14 protein-coding genes and 1 pseudogene are annotated in these 15950 nt (G+C 69.1%); 11 read left to right on the top strand and 4 right to left on the bottom strand.

The window, feature by feature from the left end; genetic code table 11:
* Positions 1–31: 31 nt before the first annotated feature.
* On the bottom strand, positions 32–631 hold the full coding sequence (locus EZH22_RS23955; RefSeq protein ID WP_203192887.1) for an invasion associated locus B family protein: 600 nt from the start codon (positions 629–631) through the stop codon (positions 32–34).
* 578 nt (positions 632–1209) lie between these two features.
* Here EZH22_RS23955 and coxB point away from each other — a divergent pair.
* From coxB to EZH22_RS23910, 9 genes and pseudogenes are all read left to right on the top strand, one after another.
* A complete protein-coding gene (coxB, locus tag EZH22_RS23950; protein ID WP_203192886.1) occupies positions 1210–2058 on the top strand; it encodes a cytochrome c oxidase subunit II in 849 nt (282 codons plus the stop codon).
* A gap of 143 nt (positions 2059–2201) precedes the next feature.
* Complete coding sequence (gene ctaD / locus EZH22_RS23945) at positions 2202–3815, top strand: cytochrome c oxidase subunit I (protein WP_203192885.1); 1614 nt, start codon at positions 2202–2204, stop codon at positions 3813–3815.
* 223 nt (positions 3816–4038) lie between these two features.
* Positions 4039–4989 carry a heme o synthase gene (gene cyoE / locus EZH22_RS23940; RefSeq protein ID WP_203192884.1) on the top strand — a complete coding sequence of 317 codons (951 nt, stop codon included), beginning with the start codon at positions 4039–4041 and terminating at the stop codon, positions 4987–4989.
* Positions 4986–5171 (top strand): hypothetical protein, encoded by a 186-nt coding sequence (locus EZH22_RS23935; protein WP_203192883.1) that lies wholly within the window; start codon positions 4986–4988, stop codon positions 5169–5171. Before cyoE ends, EZH22_RS23935 begins: the two co-directional genes overlap by 4 nt.
* A gap of 70 nt (positions 5172–5241) precedes the next feature.
* Positions 5242–5862 (top strand): cytochrome c oxidase assembly protein, encoded by a 621-nt coding sequence (locus EZH22_RS23930; protein ID WP_203192882.1) that lies wholly within the window; start codon positions 5242–5244, stop codon positions 5860–5862.
* Between the two features lie 134 nt (positions 5863–5996).
* Positions 5997–6833, top strand: a complete 837-nt coding sequence (locus tag EZH22_RS23925) for a cytochrome c oxidase subunit 3 (protein WP_203192881.1) — start codon at positions 5997–5999, stop codon at positions 6831–6833.
* A 104-nt stretch (positions 6834–6937) separates the two neighbouring features.
* Positions 6938–7318 carry a DUF983 domain-containing protein gene (locus EZH22_RS23920; RefSeq protein WP_203192880.1) on the top strand — a complete coding sequence of 127 codons (381 nt, stop codon included), beginning with the start codon at positions 6938–6940 and terminating at the stop codon, positions 7316–7318.
* Between the two features lie 47 nt (positions 7319–7365).
* Positions 7366–8114, top strand: a pseudogene (locus EZH22_RS23915) (SURF1 family protein).
* 165 nt (positions 8115–8279) lie between these two features.
* Entirely contained in the window at positions 8280–9134 is an 855-nt protein-coding gene (locus tag EZH22_RS23910) for a MipA/OmpV family protein (RefSeq protein WP_203192879.1), read from the top strand.
* Between the two features lie 196 nt (positions 9135–9330).
* Here EZH22_RS23910 and EZH22_RS23905 read toward each other — a convergent pair whose 3' ends face one another.
* Together EZH22_RS23905 and EZH22_RS23900 are read right to left on the bottom strand one after the other, a co-directional pair.
* A complete protein-coding gene (locus EZH22_RS23905; protein WP_203192878.1) occupies positions 9331–9705 on the bottom strand; it encodes a hypothetical protein in 375 nt (124 codons plus the stop codon).
* A 15-nt stretch (positions 9706–9720) separates the two neighbouring features.
* Entirely contained in the window at positions 9721–10566 is an 846-nt protein-coding gene (locus EZH22_RS23900; RefSeq protein WP_203192877.1) for an AAA family ATPase, read from the bottom strand.
* Positions 10567–10893: 327 nt separating this feature from the next.
* Between EZH22_RS23900 and dksA the strand changes: the two genes are divergently transcribed.
* Entirely contained in the window at positions 10894–11310 is a 417-nt protein-coding gene (gene dksA, locus EZH22_RS23895) for an RNA polymerase-binding protein DksA (RefSeq protein WP_203192876.1), read from the top strand.
* Between the two features lie 198 nt (positions 11311–11508).
* On the opposite strand, the gene EZH22_RS23890 is transcribed toward dksA, so the two are convergent.
* Entirely contained in the window at positions 11509–13029 is a 1521-nt protein-coding gene (locus EZH22_RS23890) for a flagellar biosynthetic protein FliO (protein ID WP_203192875.1), read from the bottom strand.
* A 311-nt stretch (positions 13030–13340) separates the two neighbouring features.
* Here EZH22_RS23890 and EZH22_RS23885 point away from each other — a divergent pair, with 311 nt between their 5' ends.
* Positions 13341–15878 (top strand): hybrid sensor histidine kinase/response regulator, encoded by a 2538-nt coding sequence (locus EZH22_RS23885; RefSeq protein ID WP_231711123.1) that lies wholly within the window; start codon positions 13341–13343, stop codon positions 15876–15878.
* Positions 15879–15950 lie beyond the last annotated feature (72 nt).

The following is a 15950-nucleotide window of genomic DNA, read 5'->3' as shown; positions in this document are numbered from 1 at the left end:
ATGTCCAAAGCATGCCGCCGGCGCGGCGGGATCAGCGCAGCGAATCGAAACCTGCGCCGAAGCCCTCGAGGCTGAGGGGCATGCCGATTCCCTCCTCCTCGGTTTCGAAGAAGATGAACACCGCGCTGCGCCCGGTCTTCAGGCGGTTCAGCATGGCGTCGCTGATCTCCTGCTCGGCGATGCAGCCGTTGGGCAGACAGCGCACGAAGGGCGCCGGCGCCGGCGTCACCTCCTGCCCGTCCACCACCAGGCGCACGCCCTTGGGCAGGATCACGCCGAGGGGGGCCAGGACGCGCAGCAGGCGGCTCTTCTGGTCGGCGGTCTTGAGGGCGAGGACGGTGAGGCCCACGTTCGGCCGGTCTTCCGCCTTCACCGACTGGAGCAGCACGCACTGCTCGTTCTGGGCGCCGGGAGGGGTATCGCAGCGGATCTGCCACTCGCCGTGGACCGACTTGACCACCCCCTGCGCGGCGGCAGGGGAGATCGCCGTGAACGCGGCGAGGAGCGCCGCGACGAGCACACCATAGGTGGTCCCGCGGGGGGGAGCGGCAGCTCGCGCCCGGCTGCGGACCAGGGCCGCGAGGGCGCGGCGGCGCAGGGACGAAAAGCCAGCAGGGAACGTCAAGAGCATCGGCAACTCCGGCATCCACCCGGCACGTCGGGTGGCTCCTGCCTTATCTGATTTAGTGAACCAATGCCTTAATGCCCAAGCCTTCCTGTCAACAATGCGGCGGCCGGCAAAAGCCGCGCGCCTTGACCATACGTCGCCCGGCGGGGCGAGTCTTCCACAGCCCCGGTCAGCCCGCCGCGATGCCCGGCACGCACGCGCCATTTTGTCCTGTGTGCCGTAGCGGGATACGCCCGGAGCGGGAGTGCGAGGGCCCCCAAATCCCGCCCGGAATCCAGGTGCGGTGCGGTCTCGCGTGGCATCGCCAAACGCCTGGCCGGGGGCCTCGCATGGGTCTTCGACTTAATGTCGCATCCGGGGCGAATGGCGGGCGATTGCAAGGCGCGACCAATTGTGTTTGATGAATTCTAGGGAAAAAGGCTGCCGGTATTTGCGGCGGACTCGCGTGCGTCAGCGGCACCGTTGCGGCTGCGCGTTCCGGTCCACCGCCGGCATGCCGGCCGGAACAGGCTTCGGCAGACGGTCTTCCGGTAGACGATCATCCGGCGGGCGATCAGCCGGATCAGGGAGAGTCCAAGACGATGAATTCGCTCCTTCGCGCCCTCGCTGTTTTCATCGGGACCGCCTTTGCGGCGGTGTTCGCGAGCGCTGCTTTTGCTGGAACGGGGGAGCCAAGCCCCTGGCAGATCAACCTCCAGGGCGCTGCGACGCCGGTGATGGAGAAGATCCACGATTTCAACTACCTGCTGCTCGGGATCATCACCGCAATCGTGCTGTTCGTGCTGGTGCTGCTTGTCATCGTGGCGGTGCGGTTCAACGAGCGCAGCAATCCGGTGCCCTCCAAGACCAGCCACAACACCATGATCGAGGTGGCGTGGACCGTGGTCCCGGTCATGATCCTGGTGCTCATTGCCATTCCGTCCTTCCGCCTGCTGCATCTCGAGCTGAACATTCCGAAGCCGGATATCACGGTGAAGGTGACGGGCCACCAGTGGTACTGGTCCTACGAGTACCCGGACAATGGTGGCTTCGGCTTCGATTCCTATCTCGTGGCGGAGAAGGACCTGAAGGCCGGCCAGCCGCGCCTCCTCGCCGTCGACAACGAGGTGGTGGTGCCGGTGAACAAGATCGTCCGCATCCAGGTGACTTCGGCGGATGTGATCCACTCGTTCGCGGTGCCGTCCTTCGGCGTGAAGATCGACGCGAACCCGGGACGACTCAACGAGAGCTGGTTCAAGATCACCCGCGAGGGCGTCTATTACGGCCAGTGCTCGGAGCTCTGCGGGCGCGACCATGCCTTCATGCCGATCGCGGTGCGCGCGGTGAGCGAGGCCGACTTCGCCGCCTGGGTCGCTCAGGCCAAGTCCAAGTTCTCCGCCATCGACGACGAGAGCGGGGTGAAGGTGGCGGACGCCGGCGCTGCGCGCTGACGTCGATCGCGCCCGCCGCCCGGCGGCGCGACGCCTGACGAGGAATCCAGTGCGGCGCGCCGGGCCAGCCGGTGCGACGCCGAAGACAAGAAGAAGACGGACAGGGCGGCTGCGGCCCCCGCCGGGAGCTAAGGATATCGGCCATGGCCAGCTACGCAGGCACCCATAGCGACGATCACGCCGACCCGCACATCCCCACAGGCTGGAAGAGGTGGGTCTTCTCGACCAACCACAAGGACATCGGGGTCATGTACCTGCTCTTCGCCATCGTGGCGGGGATCGTGGGCGGCGCGCTGTCCATCGCCATCCGCATGGAGCTGCAGGAACCCGGTCTCCAGATCTTCAAGGATCCGCAGGCCTTCAACGTGTTCACCACCGGCCACGGCCTCATCATGATCTTCTTCATGGTGATGCCCGCGCTCATCGGCGGCTACGGCAACTATTTCGCCCCGCTGATGATCGGCGCGCCGGACACGGCGTTCCCGCGCATCAACAACATCGCCTTCTGGCTGCTGCCCCCGGCCTTCATCCTCGCCATCTCCTCCCTGTTCGTGGAGGGCGCGCCGGGCACCAACGGATTCGGCGGCGGGTGGACCATCTATCCCCCGCTTTCGTCCAAGCTCGGCCATCCCGGCCCGGCCATGGACCTTTTGATCTTCTCGCTGCACATCGCCGGCGCGTCCTCGCTGCTCGGCGCCATCAACCTGATCACCACCATCTTCAACATGCGCGCCCCGGGCATGACGCTGCACAAGATGCCGCTGTTCGCCTGGTCGCAGCTGATCACCGGCTTCCTGCTGCTGTTGTCGCTGCCGGTTCTGGCCGGCGCCATCACCATGCTGCTCACCGACCGCAACTTCGGTACCACCTTCTTCGACCCGGCCGGCGGCGGCGACCCGATCCTGTTCCAGCATCTGTTCTGGTTCTTCGGCCACCCCGAGGTCTACATCCTCATCCTTCCCGGGTTCGGCCTCATCTCCCACATCGTGTCCACCTTCTCCCGCAAGCCGGTGTTCGGCTATCTGGGCATGGCCTACGCCATGGTCGCCATCGGCGTGGTGGGTTTCGTGGTGTGGGCGCATCACATGTACACGGTGGGCCTGTCGTCCGGCACGCAGTCCTACTTCGTGGCCGCGACCATGATCATCGCCGTGCCCACGGGGGTGAAGATCTTCTCCTGGATCGCCACCATGTGGGGCGGCTCCATCCAGTTCCGCACGCCCATGCTGTGGGCCATCGGCTTCATCTTCCTGTTCACCGTGGGCGGCGTGACGGGCGTGGTGCTGTCGAACGCCGGCATCGACCGTTCGCTGCACGACACCTACTACGTGGTGGCGCACTTCCACTACGTGCTCTCGCTCGGCGCCGTGTTCGCCATCTTCGCGGGCTGGTACTACTGGTTCCCGAAGATGTTCGGCTACATGATCCCGGAATTCTGGGGCAAGCTGCATTTCTGGGTCACCTTCATCGGCGTGAACCTGATCTTCTTCCCGCAGCATTTCCTCGGCCTCGCCGGCATGCCGCGCCGCTATGCGGACTATCCGGATGCTTTCGCCGGCTGGAACTTCGTCTCCTCCATCGGCTCGTACATCTCGGGCGTGGCGGTGCTGATCTTCCTCACCGGCACGGCCCTCGCCTTCATCCGCAAGGAGAAGGCCGGCGACAATCCCTGGGGTCCCGGCGCGACCACGCTGGAATGGACGTTGCCCTCGCCGCCGCCCTACCACCAGTTCGAGGTGCTGCCGCGCATCAAGTGAGGTGCGGCGGGTGTCGCGGATGGGTCCCAGTCGGCTCCCCTGCGGCACCTCCGGTGTGGTGAATTCGCGTGCCGCCCCGCGGGGCCGTGCGGCAGGGGAGGGCACAAAGCCTCCTTTGGTGCCGCAGGGTTCCCGAGGCCTGGAGTTTCTCCCCGCGCGCCATGTCCGCGCGGCACGTCCGGGCCTTCGGCCCAACGGTGCCTAGGGGAAAGGGAGCAGTGGAATGCGTGACGAGCAGGCGAGCCTGAGCAATTGCGAGCCCTTCGCCCTCGCGGCGACGGCGGGCGAAGGGCTGGCGTCGCCCCGGGACTATTTCGAGCTGCTGAAGCCGCGCGTCATGTCGCTGGTGATCTTCACCGCGCTGGTGGGGCTGGTGCGCGCGCCCGGCGACATCCACCCCATTCTTGCGTTCACCGCCCTCCTGTGCATCGCCGTGGGGGCAGGCGCGGCCGGCGCCCTCAACATGTGGTGGGACGCGGACATCGACGCGATCATGTCGCGCACCCGCAACCGCCCGGTGCCCTCGGGACGTGTCTCGGCCCAGGAGGCGCTCGCCTTCGGCCTCACCCTTTCCGCCTTCTCGGTGGTGGTGCTGGGCCTGCTGGTGAACGTGCTCGCGGGCGCGCTGCTCGCCTTCACCATCGTTTTCTACGTGGTGATCTACACCATGTGGCTGAAGCGCTCGACGCCGCAGAACATCGTCATCGGCGGCGCCGCGGGCGCCTTCCCGCCGCTGGTGGCCTGGGCCGCCGCCTCGGGACAGGTGTCCCTCGAGCCGGTGCTCCTGGTCGCCATCATCTTCTTCTGGACGCCGCCGCATTTCTGGGCGCTGGCCCTCTACCGCGCTGATGATTATGCGCGGGCGGGGGTGCCCATGCTGCCGGTGACCGCCGGCCCCGACGAGACGCGGCTGCAGATCCTGCTCTACACGCTGTTCCTGGTGCCCCTGGCGGCGAGCCCGACGTTCCTTGGCTATGCGGGTCCCGCTTATGGCGCGGTGGCGCTGATCGCCGGTGCCGGCATGCTGGCGCTCGCCGTGCGCGTCTATCGCCGGCGCGAGGGCGAGGCGGCGGTAAAGGCGGCGAAGGGCTTGTTCGGCTTTTCCATCCTTTACCTGTTTGCGTTGTTTGCGACGCTCCTCGGCGAGGCCCTGATCGGCGGCCTCTTCCGATGAGCGCGAAGGAGACGAAGCCGCGTCCTCCGGAGGAGGAGGGCGTGGTGCTCACGCCGGAACAGTTGCGGCGGCGGCGGGCGCGGAACATCGCGATCGCCTCCGTTCTCGGTTTTCTGGCGCTGTTGTTCTACGTGGTGACCATCGTCAAGCTTGGTCCGAACGTGCTCAACCGCCCGCTCTAGGGCGGGATGCCGGGCAGGGTGGCGAGGGACAAAACGGGGACGGGGCAGGAAGAGTGTCGAGGACTGGGCCATGACGGACGCGAAAGAGGAGCGGGTGCCGCAGCGCGCCACCGGACGCCGCCATCTGGCGGTGGCGTGGGCGTGCGTCGCGTTCATCGCCGCCATGGCCGGCGTCACCTACGCCTCGGTGCCGCTCTACGCCATGTTCTGCTCGCTCACCGGCTTCGGCGGATCCACCCGCGTGGGCCAGGCGGCGCCGGCGAGCTCCATCGAGCGTGAGATGACCATCAGCTTCGATGCCAACGTGGCACCCGGCCTGCCGTGGGCCTTCGCGCCGTCGCAGCGCGAGATGACGGTGAAGGTCGGCGCGACCAGCCTTGCCCACTTCACGGCGAAGAACCGCGCGTCCGCCGAGACCCACGGCAATGCCACCTACAATGTCTCCCCGCCTCAGGCTGGGGCCTATTTCGTGAAGATGCAGTGTTTCTGCTTCGACGAGCAGGTGCTGGCCCCGGGCGAGACCATGGACATGCCCGTGGTGTTCTACGTGGATCCGGCCATCGAGAAGGATCCGGACCTGAAGACGCTGTCCACCATCACGCTGTCCTACACCTTCTTCCCGGCCAAGGCGCCCTCCGAGCGGGCGGCGCTGGAGAAGGCGGCGGACAAGCCGGTGGTGCGGGCCAACTGACGCCCCCGGCACCGGCCGGAGCGCGTTTGATCTTGAAGCGGCGTTCGCGCCGCGCAACGTGAACCGGGACCCCATCGCCCCGCATGGCGGGGCGGCAGGGTCCCTGACGAGACTGGGAAGGGGAGGCCGTCCAGATGGCCGAGGCACACGTCAAGCAGCACGATTACCACGTCGTCGATCCGAGCCCCTGGCCGATCATCGGCTCCGTCGCCGCGCTCATCCTCACCTCCGGTGCGGTGGTGTGGATGCACGGCGGCACCTCGCTCATCATGTTGTTGGGCTTCCTCGGCGTGCTCTACACCATGTTCGGCTGGTGGCGGGACGTGATCCGCGAGAGCCGCGCCGGCTTTCATACCCGGGTGGTGGTGCTGGGCCTGCGCTACGGTGTCATTCTGTTCATCGCCTCGGAGGTGATGTTCTTCGTCGCCTGGTTCTGGGCCTTCTTCGACGCGTCGCTGTTCACCGGCGAGGCCATCAACTATGCCCGCCTCGACTTCACCGGCGGCATGTGGCCGCCCAAGGGGATCGAGCCGCTCGACCCGTGGCACCTGCCGCTGCTGAACACGCTCATCCTGCTCACCTCCGGCACCACGGTGACCTGGGCGCACCACGCCCTCGTGCACGGCGACCGGGAGGGGCTGAAGTGGGGCCTGTGGTGCACGGTGATCCTCGGCGTGCTGTTCTCCATGTGCCAGGCCTATGAGTACCTGCACGCGCACTTCGCCTTCGCCGGCAACATCTACGGCGCCACCTTCTTCATGGCCACCGGCTTCCACGGCTTCCATGTGATCGTGGGCACCATCTTCCTCGCCGTGTGCCTGCTGCGCACGTATCTGGGCGACTTCACCCCGCAGAAGCATTTCGGCTTCGAGGCGGCGGCCTGGTACTGGCACTTCGTGGACGTGGTGTGGCTGTTCCTGTTCACCTTCGTCTATGTATGGGCGGCGGCGGGCCACGGCGGCGGCCACTGAGGACATCACGGAACGGGCGGGGCGGGGAACCGTCCCGCCCGTTCCCTTTTCAGGGCGGCCTCATTTCCCTTCCCGGGGCGGCGGCGCCTGAAGGAGCCAGTTGAATGGAACCCTATCACGCGCCCATCTCCCCCTGGTCGGCGGGTCTTGCCTGCCGCTGCCCGCGCTGCGGGCGGGGACCGCTGTTCAAGGGGTTCCTGGATCTTGCCCCCGCGTGCACGTCCTGCGGCCTCGATTACGGCTTCGCGGATTCGGGCGACGGGCCTGCCGTGTTCGTCATTCTTCTCGCCGGCTTCATCGTGGTGGCGCTCGCCTTCTGGGTGGAGGTGACGTTCGAGCCGCCATTGTGGGTGCACGCGCTCCTCTGGATCCCGGCCGTGCTCGTCGTCACCCTCGGCCTGCTGCGGCCGTTCAAGGGCGTGATGGTGGCGCTGCAATATCGCAACAGGGCCTCCGAAGGGCGGCTCGACACCCCCGCCCCGTGACCAGCGGCGCGGGTGCAAACGGCGCAGCGGCGGGGCGACGCGGTCTTCTGCTGCCCGCCGTGGCCGCCGTCGCGGCCTTTGCCGTCCTCCTCGGCCTCGGCACCTGGCAGCTCGAGCGTCTCGCCTGGAAGGAGGCGCTGCTCGCCCGCGTCGAGGCGCGCATCCATGCGCCGCCCATGCCCGTGCCGCCGCCTGCGACCTGGCCGGCCCTTTCGTCCGAGGCGGACGAATACCGGCGCATCACCGCTCGTGGCGTCTTCGACCATGCGCGCGAGACCCTGGTGTTCACCGTGCGCGGCGAGGATGCGACCGGCCCGCTGAAGGGGCAGGGCTTCCTGGTGGTGACGCCGCTGATCCGCTCCGATGGCCCGCCCATTCTCGTCAATCGCGGCTTCGTGCCCCTCGACCGCAAGGACCCGGCAACGCGGGTCGCCGGACAGGTGGGTGGCGAGGTGGTGGTGACGGGGCTCCTGCGGCTGCCGGAGGACGCGAGCTGGTTCGTGCCGGCCAACGATCCGGCCCGCAATGCCTTCTACCGGATGGATCCGGCCGGCATCGCAGCGGCGCGCGGCGTTGCGGGGCCGCGCCGCTCATCCTCGATGCCGACGCCACCCCGGTGCCGGGCGGCCTGCCGGAAGGCGGCGGCACGCGGATCGCCTTCCCCAATAGGCACCTCGAATATGCCCTAACCTGGTACGGCCTCGCCGGCGCCCTGATCGGCGTCTGCGCGGCGCTGCTGTGGTCGCGGTACCGCCGGGGCCGGCGGGATGCGCCGGCGTCGCCGCAAGAGCCGTGATGGTTTTGCAACGGTCCGCCGGTAATCGTCCGCAAGGCCTTGACCGGACAAGGCGTTAACCCTCTCCTTGGTCTGTTGGAGCGGATGCGGCATGCCGGCTCGTCCGTTCAAGAATTGCAAACGGCTCGGCTCCAGGATGGCCGCGGTTCGTTCAGGGGTTGGCTCATGGTCCGGTCGGGTAAGTTGCGTCACGTTCTGCTCGCTGCGGCGTTCACCGCCGGTGGCCTTGTTTCGGCGCAGGCGGCCGAGCTGTTCTCGCCGCCTCCGGCCCAGCCTGTGGCGCCTTCGGCGAACGAGGACTGGTACCTGACCCTCGGCGCTTCCGGCCAGGCGGAGCCCAGCTATCCGGGCGCGGACAATTACTCGTTCCGCCCGGGGCTCATCTTCTCCATCCGCAAGGCGAGCCAGCTCAATGTCTTCCGGAGCGTGGACGACAATCCGTCCATCGCCCTCTTCGATACCGGCACGTTTCGCATCGGCGCCGTGGGCCGGCTCGACTGGGGCCGCAGCGAGGACGACGCCTTCCGTCTCACCGGGCTCGGCGATGTAGGCGTCGCGGTGGAGGCGGGCGGCTTTGCCGAGTGGTACATCACCGACTGGTTCCGCACCCGGGCCGAGCTGCGCTATGGGGTGGGCGGCTTCGAGGGCATCCGGGGCCTGATCGGCGCCGACGTGATCGTGCCCTACGGCCAGTGGCGCTTCGCCGTCGGCCCGCGCCTCACCTATGGCGGCTCGGGCTATATGGAGACCTATTTCGGCATCACCCCGCAACAGGCGTTCGTGGCCAATGCCTGGGGCAATCCGCTGCCCGTCTACAATGCCGGCGCGGGCTTCGACCTCGTCGGCGCCACCGCGCAGCTCACCTACAATTTCCGCAACGGCTTCGAGGCCGGCGTCTACGGCACCTATGGTCGCTTGCTGGGCGATGCGGCCTCCTCGCCGCTCACGTCGGACGCCAACCAGTTCATGGCCGGTGTCTCGCTCAGCTACACCTTCAACATCGGCAAGGCATGGTGGTGATCCATCGCGGGCGGCGCAGGGGCCCTGCCGCCGCCCGCCGATAGAAACCCCGCCGATGGGAACATGGTGCCCCGCGGGCGGCCGGGAACCGTCTGCCGAGCAGAGCCCCGCCGCGAAAGTCCCTTGGTCGCAGTTCCTTGGCAGTCCCTTGGTCGCCCCGCCGTGCGCGCCGGTTCCGCCGCCGCGCGACAAGACCCTAGAGGTCGCCGTCGCCTTCCCCGCCGCCGTGCGCGCCGCCGCCGCCGTCCGGGCCATCGGCTTCCGCCTGCGGTGACTCCCGGCCACCTTCCGATGCGTGATGCCGCGCCCCCGCGGCGAGGATGAACGCACCGCCTGCTGCTGCCGCCGCCGCGCCGGATGCAACGGCGGAAGAGGTGGCATCGCCTTCGGTCCGTGCCGGCGCGGGCTCCGAGGCTTCCCGCGCCATGCCGAAATCGCCGGGCGGCGTGCGCTCACGCGGCTTGGGCTGCGACGCCTTCGGCGGGAGGGCGGGGTGCCGGCGCATGGCGAAGAACAGCGCCAAAGGCGCCCCCACCACCAGCAGCGTGACGAGGAGCGCGGTGCCGTCCATGGCCAACCCCGCCGCTCACCGCTGCTCGCGCCGGGCGAGGAAGGCGAGGCGCTCGAACAGATGCACGTCCTGCTCGTTCTTGAGCAGGGCCCCGGCCAGAGGCGGAATCGCCTTGCGCACGTCCTTCTCGCGCAGCATCTCGGCGTCCATGTCCTCGGCCAGCAGCAGCTTCAGCCAGTCGATGAGCTCGGAGGTGGAGGGCTTCTTCTTGAGGCCGGGGATCTCGCGCAGGTCGTAGAAGAGGCGCAGCGCCTCCGAGACGAGGCGGGGCTTGATGCCGGGGAAGTGCACCTCGACGATGGCGCGCATGGTGTCGGCGTCGGGGAAGCGGATGTAGTGGAAGAAGCAGCGGCGCAGGAAGGCGTCGGGCAGCTCCTTCTCGTTGTTGGAGGTGATGATCACCACGGGCCGCTGCTGCGCCTTCACCTGCTCGCCGGTCTCGTAGACGTGGAACTCCATGCGGTCGAGTTCCTGCAGGAGATCATTGGGGAATTCGATATCCGCCTTGTCGACCTCGTCGATGAGCAGCACCGGGCGCACGTCCGACTGGAACGCCGCCCACAGCTTGCCGCGACGGATATAATTGGCAATGTCGTGCACCTTGGGGTCGCCGAGCTGGCTGTCACGCAGCCGGGCCACGGCGTCGTACTCGTAGAGGCCCTGCTGCGCCTTGGTGGTGGACTTCACGTGCCATTCGAGCAGCGGGGCGCCGAGCGCGCCCGCCACCTCCTGTGCCAGCACGGTCTTGCCGGTGCCCGGCTCGCCTTTTATCAGCAGCGGGCGCTCGAGGACGATGGCGGCATTGACCGCGACCTTGAGGTCGTCCGTGGCGACATAGCTCTTCGTACCCTCGAACCGCATCGATTTCGCCTTCCCGCAGCGCACCCTCGCGCCGCCTTTACCGCATTGCGGCAGGGTCGGCACCCGCGCCCTGCGCGTCAAGCCCCGGATCGAAGCGGAGGGAGCGCTCGATGCGGCGCCAGCGAAGCGGTTGTCGAGAACCTGCGGCGCCGATATAAGCGCGGCGACGTGGGAGTGTCTTCCTGGCCGGGGTTCGGCTCCGCCGGTCGGATCGGCGGGGGAATGCTCCAGTTCGTTGACGGGGCAGGGCGCAGCGGACGGCATCGCGAGATGCGGCCCGGTCGCCTCGCGCCAGAGGTTCAGCGACGCATATTGAGGACCTTGCTGATGTCGATCCATATCGACGAGGACTATCGGCCCCGCGAGGACGAGCCCTTCATGAACGACAGGCAGCGCGAATATTTCCGCGTGAAGCTGTTGCGCTGGAAGGAGGACATCCTGAAGGAGGCCCGCGAGACGCTGCAGCACCTTCAGGACGAGAACCAGAACCACCCCGATCTCGCCGATCGGGCATCGTCCGAGACCGACCGCTCCATCGAGCTGCGGGCCCGTGACCGCCAGCGCAAGCTCATCGCCAAGATCGACGCCGCACTGCTGCGGATCGAGGATGGCACCTACGGCTACTGCGAGGATACGGGCGAGCCGATCTCCTTGAAGCGCCTGGAGGCCCGCCCGATCGCCACCCTTTCGGTGGAAGCGCAGGAGCGGCACGAGCGGCGCGAGCGCGTCTATCGCGACGATTGACCCGCGCACCGGGCTTCCGCTTGGGAATGCAAACGCAGAAGGGGCCGGCGACGGGAAACGTCGCCGGCCCCTTCTGCGTCGGGTCTCACCCCTTGCGGTCCTGCTCCCGCCGCCTCGCGTGAGGAAAACGCGTTCTCTTTCCAAGAGTTAGAGGGCGATGTCCCGAGCAGGTGGGTTTGACTCTGCCCGGATCGCTCCCTAGCGGTTGCGGGCGGTGCTGCGGCCGAGCAGGTTCGCCATTTCCGCATCGAAGTCGTCGAGCGGGTCCACCGCCGCTTGCGGCGCGGGTGCCGCCGGCTGGACGGCCGGTGCATCGTCCGCCCGCATCGCCGGGGCGCGCGGCTCGGGCGCCGGAAGCTCGACCGTCGGACGCTGGGTCACATCGAAGGTCTTGCGGAGATCGGCTGCGCTGTCCGCCGCCTTGGGCGAGGGGTCGCGCAGGACCGGTTCGCGGGCGACCGGCTCCCGCGATTGCGGCTCGACGGGACGCGGCGCCGGATCCCGGGGGGCCGAATCGCGCGGGGCGGGAAGCTCGCGCCTTCCCTCATCCTCGCGCTTTTCGGCCTCGGGATTGGGGCGGAAGGCGAATTCGCGGGGCCGCATGGGGGTTTCGGGGCGGCCGGCAACCGCCGGGCGCTCGAAGCGGGGCAGGGAATCGCTGCGCCCGCGCGCCGTCTCGACTCCCATGCGCGGTTCCGCGCGGGGGCGCATGGTGAACCGGCCAGGTCGATCCTGATCGGGCCCCGCAGTCCCCTCCGACGCCTCCACAGCCGGCCCCTCGGGCGCGTCGCCGAGCAGGTCGGCGAGGCTGAGCTGCGGCGACGCTGGTTCCTTCAGCGCGGCGTCGAGCCGCTGCACCATCACGTCGAGGCGGTTGCCGGCCGCCGACACATCAAGGGACACGCCCTCGGCGGCCGGGGCCACGCCCGGGGCCGCTTCCGGGGGCCGCTCGATGCGGGCGTCGGGGCGGGCATCCGCACGGGTGTCCGGCCTCGGTTCGATCGCGGGGGCGCGTCGCGCCGGCTCGGCATCGCGGACCATGGGAGCGATAACCGGTGCGACGACCTGCGGCCCGGCCAAAGCCTGGGCGGCAACGCCCGGCGTGGCGGCGGCCTCGGCTTCACCGGCCGGCTTGCCTGGAATGGCGACGCGCTGCGGTGCGCGGGCGACCGACATGGTGCCGTCGCCCCGCAGCAGCGGCTTGCGCCCGATGGGAAGTCGGCGTGGCGGCTCGGCGGGGGTGGGCTCCGCGGCCGGGGGGCTTGCGGCGGTTTCCGTCGCTTCGGGAGCTTCTGCGGGCGCGGCAAGGGCCGACGGGGCCGATGCGGGCAGGCGCTGGCGCGGGACGGCTCGCTGCAGCGGGGTGGGGGCTTCCCGCGCGGGCGCCATGGCGGCGGGGGTGAAGCCGGCACTGGCCTCCACGGGGCGCGCACCGATCTGCGGCTCGATCACGAGGTCGCTGCCGCCGCCGATGAGAAGGAGGTGTTCCACATCGTCGCGCCGGACCAGGACCAGCTTGCGGCGCTGGTCCAGCGTGACGGTGTCGATCACCGCGATACGGGGGCCGGGCCGGCCGCTGCGGCCTCCGCCTGCCCGGCTGCGGGCCGCGAGGCGTCGCATCACCACCACCGTCACGCCGAGCAGGGCGGCTATGACGCCGAGCGCCACGGCGACCCGGATCGGGAATGCGAGCTCGGTACCGAACAACTGCTGTAGCATCCTGCCTCCGCTTTCCTGCCTGGGGGCTGATTCAAGGGGCGCTGCAAAAGCCGCACAGGCGAGGACAGAACATCCACACTTTACCCGAAAACCTCCAGGGTCCCACATGCCGGCTCGACACACGTCGAGCTGACCTTGCGTCACCCATTCCCGTTCGCCGCAGCGGACGGGCCACAGGACCCAACCATCCTAATCCTCAGGGCCTAAGGTTTTGTTGATAATCATGGCAGGATTTAAGTCGCAGGCGAATCTGCCGGGACCAGCGTGCGCGATTGGCGCGGGCGCGGCCGGCGATGCGAGGCAGGGATCTCATGAGTGAAGCCAAGGGTGGACGCGAGCCGGGCGGACGCGGGCCCGGCGGACGCGGTCCTCAGGGCCGGGTGAAACGGCGCGCTGGCCGGCTGCTGCCCGCCGGGCGCGCGGCGGTGCTGCTCGCGGCGCTCGCCGGCGGCTTTGCCGCTGCATTCGTGTTCGCCGACAGCTCCTCGATGATTCTCTCGGCCCTGGTGGCGGCCCTGGCCGTTGCGGGCGGGTTCGAGCTCGTGCTCGCCATGCGCCGCAGCCTCGGGGGCGCGGAGCCGGAGGATGTGTTGGGACCGGCCGCGCTGGCGGCCTCCGGAGACGCCATGGCCGTGGTCGAGGACGGCGAGCGCGTGGCGGAGGCGAATACCGCCTATCTGCGTATGTGCCGCGCCGGTACCCAGGATGCGCCGACACCCGAGCGCTTCCTCGCCCGCATTCCCGGCAGCCAGGGCCTGGTGGCCGAGATGCTGGAAGCGGTGGCGCGCAACGCCGTCCATGCGCGCGCCATTTCGTTCGCCACCGGGCAGCGCGGACGTCAGCTCGAGGTTTCCGTCCATCCCCTCGGCTCGCCGCGGCGTGTGCTGTGGACCGTCCGGCTGTCCGAGGATGCGGTTCTCGAGGGTCCCGTCGCCGCTCCTCCGGTCGCTGCTGGCCCTGCTGCTGCGGAAGCCGAGCCCCTGCCCGGGGCGGAACTGATCGCGGCATGGGAGAACGCGCCCGCAGGCATCGCGCGGCTCGCCGGCGACCGCCTGGTATCGCCGAACCTCACCTTGTGCCGCCTTCTCGGCTACCCGCTGGCGGAGCTGGGGCCGGACGGGCTCGACCTGCGGCAGGTGGTGGCGCCGGAGCATCTGGGCCGGCTGAGGGCGGTGTTGGGCGACCGCAAGGGAAACGGCCTTCTCACCCTTGATCTCACCCGGAGGGACGGGACGGCGCTGCCGGCGCTGATGCGGCTTGCCCCGGGCCCGTCCGGCGCGGCCGCCGGCGCGACGGCCGTGGTTCTCCCCCTCGATGCGGTACACGCTGCGCTGCCCGCCGGAGAGCCGGCCGCCAGCATCGATGCCGACGGCGACCTCTTCTTCCAGCGGGCGCCCCTCGCCATGGCGCTGGTGAATGGCACAGGACGCGTGCGGGCGGCCAATGCCGCCTTTGCGCGGCTGTTCGGCGATGCGGCGGGCCAGCCCCTGGCCGCACTGGTGACGGATGCCGCCGGTGCCGACCAGCTGCTCGCCAGCGCCCGTGCCGGGACGGAACCGCCGCCGCCGTGCGACGTCATCCTCTCCGCCGGCAGCGGGCGCTCGGCCCGCCTCTACGCCGCCGCGCTCGGATCGGCCGGGGGTGGCGAGATCGCCCTGTGCGCCATCGACACCACCGAGCAGAAGCAGCTGGAGACCCAGTTCGCCGAATCGCAGAAGCTCCAGGCGGTGGGCCATCTGGCGGGCGGGGTGGCGCACGACTTCAACAACATGCTGACCGCCATCATCGGCTATTGCGACCTGCTGCTTCTCAAGCACCGGCAGAGCGACCCGTCCTTCCCGGACATCATGCAGATCAAGCAGAACGCGAACCGCGCCGCCGGCCTGGTGCGGCAGCTGCTCGCCTTCTCGCGGCGCCAGACCCTGCGTCCGCAGGTGATCGAGCTCACCGACGTGATCTCCGACGTGACGCAGCTCCTGCGCCGCCTCATCGGCGAGCGCATCACGCTGGAGGTGCAGCACGCACGGGAATTGTGGCCGGTGAAGGTGGACGTCAACCAGTTCGAGCAGGTCATCATCAACCTGGTGGTGAACGCGCGGGACGCCATGCCGGACGGCGGCATCCTCACGCTGCGCACGGCCAACGTCCCCGCGGCCGAGTGCGCCGGCTTCGGCCAGCGCCTCCCGGAGGCGGATTACGTACTGGTGGAGGTGGCCGACACCGGCACCGGCATCCCGCCGGAGATCAAGGACAAGATCTTCGAGCCGTTTTTCTCCACCAAGGAAGTGGGCAAGGGCACCGGCCTCGGCCTCTCCACCGTCTACGGCATCGTCGAGCAGACGGGCGGCACCATCCTGGTGGAGAGCGAGCAGGGCCGTGGCACGATCTTCCGTGTGTTCCTGCCCCGGCATGAAGGCGTGATCGAGGAGGCGGAGACGCCGCGCCCGGCGGATCCGGCGGAGGCGAAGGGCGCCGACCTGACCGGGCACGGGCGCGTGCTGCTGGTGGAGGACGAGGATGCGGTGCGCGCCTTCGCCAGCCGCGCGCTGGCCAACCGGGGCTACGAGGTCCTCTCCGCCGCGAGCGGCGTGGAAGCACTGGAGGTGATGGAGCGCGCCGGCAAGGTGGACCTCGTCATCTCCGACGTGGTGATGCCGGAGATGGACGGCCCGACCCTGCTGCGGGCGCTCAGGGCGCGCGACCCGGCGCTCAAGGTCATCTTCATCTCGGGCTATGCCGAGGAGGCGTTCGCCCGCAACCTGCCGCCGAGCGAGCACTTCTCCTTCCTGCCCAAGCCGTTTTCGCTCAAGCAGCTGGTGGCGGCGGTGAGCGAGACGCTGCGTGGATGACCCGTATGGACGGACGTTTTCCGATTGCGCATTGTCGCGCCGAGGCGGGTGCCGCCGGGGGCATCTCGGGGC

The sequence above is a fragment of the Xanthobacter dioxanivorans genome, from assembly GCF_016807805.1.
Classification (GTDB): Bacteria; Pseudomonadota; Alphaproteobacteria; order Rhizobiales; family Xanthobacteraceae; genus Xanthobacter; species Xanthobacter dioxanivorans.
This window is presented reverse-complemented; position numbering and strand designations above follow the sequence as displayed.

Coding starts and splice junctions, on each gene's coding strand:
- EZH22_RS23955 (WP_203192887.1), bottom strand. CDS start 631: ATGCTCTTGACGTTCCCTGCTGGCTTTTCGTCCCTGCGCCGCCGCGCC.
- coxB (WP_203192886.1), top strand. CDS start 1,210: ATGAATTCGCTCCTTCGCGCCCTCGCTGTTTTCATCGGGACCGCCTTT.
- ctaD (WP_203192885.1), top strand. CDS start 2,202: ATGGCCAGCTACGCAGGCACCCATAGCGACGATCACGCCGACCCGCAC.
- cyoE (WP_203192884.1), top strand. CDS start 4,039: ATGCGTGACGAGCAGGCGAGCCTGAGCAATTGCGAGCCCTTCGCCCTC.
- EZH22_RS23935 (WP_203192883.1), top strand. CDS start 4,986: ATGAGCGCGAAGGAGACGAAGCCGCGTCCTCCGGAGGAGGAGGGCGTG.
- EZH22_RS23930 (WP_203192882.1), top strand. CDS start 5,242: ATGACGGACGCGAAAGAGGAGCGGGTGCCGCAGCGCGCCACCGGACGC.
- EZH22_RS23925 (WP_203192881.1), top strand. CDS start 5,997: ATGGCCGAGGCACACGTCAAGCAGCACGATTACCACGTCGTCGATCCG.
- EZH22_RS23920 (WP_203192880.1), top strand. CDS start 6,938: ATGGAACCCTATCACGCGCCCATCTCCCCCTGGTCGGCGGGTCTTGCC.
- EZH22_RS23910 (WP_203192879.1), top strand. CDS start 8,280: ATGGTCCGGTCGGGTAAGTTGCGTCACGTTCTGCTCGCTGCGGCGTTC.
- EZH22_RS23905 (WP_203192878.1), bottom strand. CDS start 9,705: ATGGACGGCACCGCGCTCCTCGTCACGCTGCTGGTGGTGGGGGCGCCT.
- EZH22_RS23900 (WP_203192877.1), bottom strand. CDS start 10,566: ATGCGGTTCGAGGGTACGAAGAGCTATGTCGCCACGGACGACCTCAAG.
- dksA (WP_203192876.1), top strand. CDS start 10,894: ATGTCGATCCATATCGACGAGGACTATCGGCCCCGCGAGGACGAGCCC.
- EZH22_RS23890 (WP_203192875.1), bottom strand. CDS start 13,029: ATGCTACAGCAGTTGTTCGGTACCGAGCTCGCATTCCCGATCCGGGTC.
- EZH22_RS23885 (WP_231711123.1), top strand. CDS start 13,341: ATGAGTGAAGCCAAGGGTGGACGCGAGCCGGGCGGACGCGGGCCCGGC.